We start from the raw sequence: 5,022 nt of genomic DNA, 5'->3' as shown, positions 1-5,022 counted from the left end.
AAGGGATGAAACTCATCACCGCCATCATTAAACCCTTCAAGCTCGACGATGTGCGCGAGGCGCTGGCCGATAACGGCGTGCAGGGCATCACCGTCACGGAAGTGAAAGGGTTCGGTCGTCAAAAAGGCCATACAGAGCTTTACCGCGGCGCAGAGTATGTCGTCGATTTCCTGCCGAAAGTGAAAGTCGAGGTCGCTGTCGAGGACGACCGTGTCGATGGCGTTCTGGACTCGATCCGCAATGCCGCCAACAGCGGCAAGATCGGCGACGGCAAGCTGTTCGTCACGCCACTCGAAGATGTGATCCGGATTCGAACCGGGGAACGCGGGGCCGACGCCGTTTGACGGCGCGGAACGAGGAGACAAAAGAATGAATGATCAAGTAGTCCAACTTTCCTACGCACTCGACACCTTCTACTTCCTGGTGACGGGCGCCCTGGTGATGTGGATGGCGGCCGGGTTCGCCATGCTCGAGGCGGGGCTGGTCCGCGCCAAGAACACCACCGAAATCCTGACCAAGAACGTCGTTCTCTACGCCATTGCCTGCACCATGTACCTGCTGGTCGGCTACCACATCATGTACTCCAGCGAGAGCGGCGGCTTCCTGCCCAACCTCGGCTTCCTGATCGGCGCGGAGAACAGCGTCGACGACGTGATGTCCAGTGGCGGCGACGTCTACTATTCCGCACGCTCCGACTTCTTCTTCCAGGTCGTGTTCGTCGCCACGGCGATGTCGATCGTCTCCGGCGCCGTTGCCGAGCGCATGAAACTGTGGGCATTCATGCTCTTCGCCGTGGTCATGACCGGCTTCATCTATCCGATTCAGGGCTACTGGAAATGGGGTGGCGGCTTCCTCGACGCGGCCGGTTTCCAGGATTTCGCCGGTTCCGGTGTCGTCCACCTGTGCGGTGCCACGGCCGCGTTCGCCGGGGTACTGCTGCTGGGCGCGCGCAAGGGCAAGTACGGCAAGAACGGCGCCATCTATGCGATCCCGGGCTCCAACCTGCCGCTGGCCACGCTGGGCACCTTCATCCTGTGGCTGGGCTGGTTCGGTTTCAACGGCGGCTCGGAGCTGATGGTTTCCAATGTCGATGAGGCCAATGCCGTCGCTCAGGTCTTCGTCAACACCAACGCGGCCGCTGCCGGCGGTGTCATCGCCGCGATCATCCTGGCCAAGCTGTGGTTCCGCAAGGCGGACCTGACCATGGCGCTGAACGGCGCGCTGGCCGGCCTGGTCGCCATCACCGCCGAACCGCTGGCCCCCACTGCCCTCGGCGCAACGCTGATCGGTGCCGTCGGTGGTCTGCTGGTGGTCATCGCCATCGTGACGCTCGACAAGGTCAAGATCGACGATCCGGTCGGGGCCATCTCGGTCCACGGCGTCGTCGGCGTCTGGGGCCTGATCGCCGTACCGCTCTCCAACGGCGATGCCACGTTCGGTGCCCAGTTGCTGGGTATCGTGACCATCTTCGCCTGGACTTTCATCGCCAGCCTGGTGGTGTGGGGCATCATCAAGGCAGTGATGGGTATCCGGGTCTCCGAGGAAGAGGAATATGAAGGTGTCGATATCGCGGAATGCGGTATGGAAGCCTATCCTGAATTCAACGTCGGCAAGAAGTGAGCCGACACACCGAGTGAGCTGGCGTGCTCCCCTGGCCCCCTTCGGGGGGCCTTTTTTAATTCCCGCGACCGGCGGTGTATGCTTAAACTACTAGTCGTCGAGCATTCGTAACGGCCACTCGAAGAGTTGAGCGCACACCATCCGCCTATCGCACGCGAGGAGAACTTACATGAAACTGGTTACCGCCATTATCAAACCGTTCAAGCTGGACGACGTGCGTGAGTCTCTGTCCGAGATCGGCGTGCAGGGCGTCACCGTGACCGAGGTCAAGGGCTTCGGTCGTCAGAAGGGCCACACCGAGCTCTACCGTGGCGCCGAATACGTGGTCGACTTCCTTCCCAAGATCAAGCTGGAGGTCGCCGTCGATGACGGCATGAGCGACCAGGTGATCGATGCCATCACCAAGGTGGCCAACACCGGCAAGATCGGCGACGGCAAGATCTTCGTCTCGCCGCTGGAACAGGTCATCCGGATTCGTACCGGCGAGACCGGCAAGGACGCGGTCTGACCCACAGCTGGAAGCTGGAAGCTGGAAGCTGGAAGCTGGAAAGCAGCGTTTGCTGGATGTCTGACAAAAGAAACCCCGCCTGGCGATACTGCGCCTGACGGGGTTTCTTTTCTTCCAGCCGCGAAGCGGCGCTCTTCAGGCTTCCAGCTTCGAGCTTACTTCTCGACGAACGCCCGCTCGATGACGTAGTCGCCCGGCTCGCCCATGCGCGGCGAGATGGCGAACCCGAGTTCGTCGAGCAGCCCGCTGGTCTCTTCGAGCATCGCCGGGCTGCCGCAGATCATGGCCCGGTCCTGCTTCGGATCCAGCGGCGGCAGGCCGGTATCCTCGACCAGCTTGCCGCTGCGGATGTGGTCGGTCAGACGACCCATGGTGTGGAACTCCTCACGGGTCACCGTCGGGTAGTAGACCAGTTTGTCGCGAATCTCGTCGCCCAGGTACTCGTGTGCCGGCAGCTCCTTGGAGATGAAGTCGGCATAGGCCAGTTCGCTGACGGTGCGCACGCCGTGGATCAACACCACCTTCTCGTAGCGCTCATAGACCTCGGGATCCTGGATCAGGCTCATGAACGGCGCCAGACCGGTGCCGGTGGAGAGCATGTAGAGGTTTCGCCCCGGCAGCAGATCGTCGCAGACCAGCGTGCCCGTAGGCTTGCGGCTGACCATGATCTGGTCGCCGACCTTGAGATGCTGCAGGCGCGACGTCAGCGGGCCATCCTGTACCTTGATGCTGAAGAACTCGAGATGGTCCTCGTAGTTGGGGCTGGCGACGGAGTAGGCCCGGACCAGAGGCTTGCCGTTCACTTCCAGGCCGATCATCACGAACTGTCCGTTCTTGAAACGCAGACTACGCTCGCGCGTGGTGCGGAAGCTGAACAGGGTGTCGTTCCAGTGGTGAACGCTCAGGACTTCTTCCAGCGCAAACTTGCTCATGACCGGCTCCTTGCGATGACGATGATCGATAATAGCTAAAAGGCATAAACGGGATGACGAGTAGATGTGCGAACTATAAGAACAGAATGGTATTCTGTTAAGTGGATTGTTTGGATAACCTATATCCACAAAATCGATAAAAGGCATCGCCCATGCGCTACACCCTGCGGCAACTCGAGGTTTTCGTCGCGATTGCCCAGCACCAGAGCGTATCTCGCGCCGCGCAGACGCTCTCGATGTCGCAGTCGGCGACGAGTACCGCGCTGGCGGAACTGGAGAGACAGTTCGACTGCCAGTTGCTGGACCGGCTCGGCAAGCGGCTCAAGCTGAACGCGCTGGGCTTTCAGCTGCTGCCCAAGGCGGTCGCGCTGCTGGATCGCGGCGAGGAGATCGAGGAGCTGCTGCAGGGCCAGAGCGGCATCAGTTCCCTAGAAGTGGGGGCGACGCTGACGATCGGCAATTACCTGGCGACACTGCTGATCAGCGACTTCATGCAGCGCTATCCGGAGAGCCGGGTCCGACTGCACGTTCGCAACACCGCCTCCATCGTCGAGCGCATCGCGCTCCACGAGCTGGATCTGGGCCTGATCGAGGGCGACTGCCAGCACGACGACATCATTATCCAGCCCTGGATCGAGGACGACCTGACCGTGTTCTGCTCGCCGCGTCACTCACTGGCCCAGGCAGGAAGCGCCGATGTCGAGCGGCTGCTGCGCGAAGCGTGGATCATGCGCGAGGTGGGCTCGGGAACGCGCCGGACGCTGGAACATGCCATGCGCCATCGGCGGGGCCGCTTCAACATCCTGCTGGAGCTGGAACATACCGAAGGAATCAAACGGGCGGTGGAATCCGGCCTCGGCATCGGCTGCGTGTCGCGCCTGGCGCTGAGGGACGCCTTTCGCCGCGGCAGCCTGGTGCCGATCGCGACACCGGAGCTGGATCTCACCCGACGCTTCGCCTTCATCTGGCACCGCCAGAAGTACCTGACGACCGGCATGCGCGAGTTCCTGCGCCTGTGCCGCGAGATGACCGCCGGCATCCAGCGTAGCGACGAGATCGATCTGCCGACGATCCCCTGAGAGGGTCATCGTCGGCATCCGTCGAGGGTCAGTCGAGCTTGCCGGCGATCTCCTCCTCGCTGGCTTTCGAGAGGTCCTTGTCCAGCGTCTGGATCACGCAGTCGAGCGTCGGCTTGTCGAGCTTGTCACGCAGTTGGCCCAGGAACTGCGGCGCGGCGATCAGCACGAACTTGTCAGCCTTGCCCTGGGTTCTCGCGTCGCGCAGATAGCCGGCGACCTCCTTGGCAAAAAACATCGCCTGTTTCTCGGACGTGGCGTTGTCATTGCCGGTCTGGCGCTGACTGGCCCCGGAGGTGGCCGAACCCTCGCCGCCCGTGCGCAGGTCTCCCGTGTGCAGCCGGGATTCCGGATGCGTCAGCGTTTCGATCTCACGCAGTACCCGCGCCTCTCGGGCGAAGATACGTGCGCGCGATGCGTCGGCGGCGACAACGAAGGTCTTGTCCATGATCACTCTCTCCTGCTCCGTGGATAGTGACCCAAGCTTGGTAGAGATTCCCTCATCGCTCAACCTTCATGCCGACACAGAGACGACTTCGCCCCGCTGGTGCGGGGCGAAGTCGCATGGACCGAACTTCCATCGATCATTTCGCAGGCGGGATCCAGGCGATCATGTCCACCTCGACATCGGCACCGCCGGCCAGGCCGGTGACGCCAATGCAGGTGCGCGTCGGCAACGGATCCTCGAAGTAGCTGGCGTAGACGCCGTTCACCTCCTCGAAGTGCCCCATGTTGGTGATGAAGACGCGGCTCTGGACCACATGCTCGAAGCCGCTGCCCACCGCCTCCAGCACGATCGCCAGGTTCTGCATCACCCGGTGCGTCTGCTCGCTGAACGTCCCCAGCAGCATCTCGTTGGTCTCCGGCACGGTCGGCATCTGGCCGG

Annotated in this window: 7 protein-coding genes; 4 read left to right on the top strand and 3 right to left on the bottom strand. The window is 62.1% G+C overall.

Annotated elements, in window-relative coordinates; genetic code table 11:
* The first annotated feature begins 5 nt into the window (after positions 1–5).
* The 3 genes from Q0602_RS23850 (at position 6) to glnK (ending at position 2,128) form a co-directional block, all read left to right on the top strand.
* A complete protein-coding gene (locus Q0602_RS23850) occupies positions 6–344 on the top strand; it encodes a P-II family nitrogen regulator (RefSeq protein ID WP_071231037.1) in 339 nt (112 codons plus the stop codon).
* Positions 345–369: 25 nt separating this feature from the next.
* On the top strand, positions 370–1,620 hold the full coding sequence (locus tag Q0602_RS23845; RefSeq protein ID WP_295040764.1) for an ammonium transporter: 1,251 nt from the start codon (positions 370–372) through the stop codon (positions 1,618–1,620).
* 169 nt (positions 1,621–1,789) lie between these two features.
* On the top strand, positions 1,790–2,128 hold the full coding sequence (glnK, locus tag Q0602_RS23840; protein WP_075568466.1) for a P-II family nitrogen regulator: 339 nt from the start codon (positions 1,790–1,792) through the stop codon (positions 2,126–2,128).
* 155 nt (positions 2,129–2,283) lie between these two features.
* Here the strand turns inward: glnK and Q0602_RS23835 are convergent, their stop codons facing one another.
* Positions 2,284–3,060: a ferredoxin--NADP reductase gene (locus tag Q0602_RS23835; RefSeq protein WP_295040760.1), complete on the bottom strand. Its 777-nt coding sequence runs from the start codon at positions 3,058–3,060 to the stop codon at positions 2,284–2,286.
* 152 nt (positions 3,061–3,212) lie between these two features.
* Between Q0602_RS23835 and Q0602_RS23830 the strand changes: the two genes are divergently transcribed.
* Complete coding sequence (locus Q0602_RS23830) at positions 3,213–4,139, top strand: LysR family transcriptional regulator (RefSeq protein ID WP_149436115.1); 927 nt, start codon at positions 3,213–3,215, stop codon at positions 4,137–4,139.
* A 28-nt stretch (positions 4,140–4,167) separates the two neighbouring features.
* Here Q0602_RS23830 and Q0602_RS23825 read toward each other — a convergent pair whose 3' ends face one another.
* Together Q0602_RS23825 and Q0602_RS23820 are read right to left on the bottom strand one after the other, a co-directional pair.
* The gene (locus Q0602_RS23825; protein ID WP_295040756.1) at positions 4,168–4,584 is read right to left on the bottom strand and encodes a host attachment family protein; all 417 of its coding nucleotides are present in this window, start codon (positions 4,582–4,584) and stop codon (positions 4,168–4,170) included.
* Positions 4,585–4,720: 136 nt separating this feature from the next.
* A partial coding sequence (locus Q0602_RS23820; protein WP_298848597.1) for a Rid family hydrolase occupies positions 4,721–5,022 on the bottom strand: 302 nt, incomplete at its 5' end.

The sequence above is a fragment of the uncultured Salinicola sp. genome, assembly GCF_937921195.1.
In the GTDB taxonomy this organism is placed as follows: domain Bacteria; phylum Pseudomonadota; class Gammaproteobacteria; order Pseudomonadales; family Halomonadaceae; genus Salinicola.
This window is presented reverse-complemented; position numbering and strand designations above follow the sequence as displayed.

What these genes read in the sequence shown, in the direction of transcription:
- Q0602_RS23850 (WP_071231037.1), top strand. Translation starts at nt 6, where the DNA reads ATGAAACTCATCACCGCCATCATTAAACCCTTCAAGCTCGACGATGTG.
- Q0602_RS23845 (WP_295040764.1), top strand. Translation starts at nt 370, where the DNA reads ATGAATGATCAAGTAGTCCAACTTTCCTACGCACTCGACACCTTCTAC.
- glnK (WP_075568466.1), top strand. Translation starts at nt 1,790, where the DNA reads ATGAAACTGGTTACCGCCATTATCAAACCGTTCAAGCTGGACGACGTG.
- Q0602_RS23835 (WP_295040760.1), bottom strand. Translation starts at nt 3,060, where the DNA reads ATGAGCAAGTTTGCGCTGGAAGAAGTCCTGAGCGTTCACCACTGGAAC.
- Q0602_RS23830 (WP_149436115.1), top strand. Translation starts at nt 3,213, where the DNA reads ATGCGCTACACCCTGCGGCAACTCGAGGTTTTCGTCGCGATTGCCCAG.
- Q0602_RS23825 (WP_295040756.1), bottom strand. Translation starts at nt 4,584, where the DNA reads ATGGACAAGACCTTCGTTGTCGCCGCCGACGCATCGCGCGCACGTATC.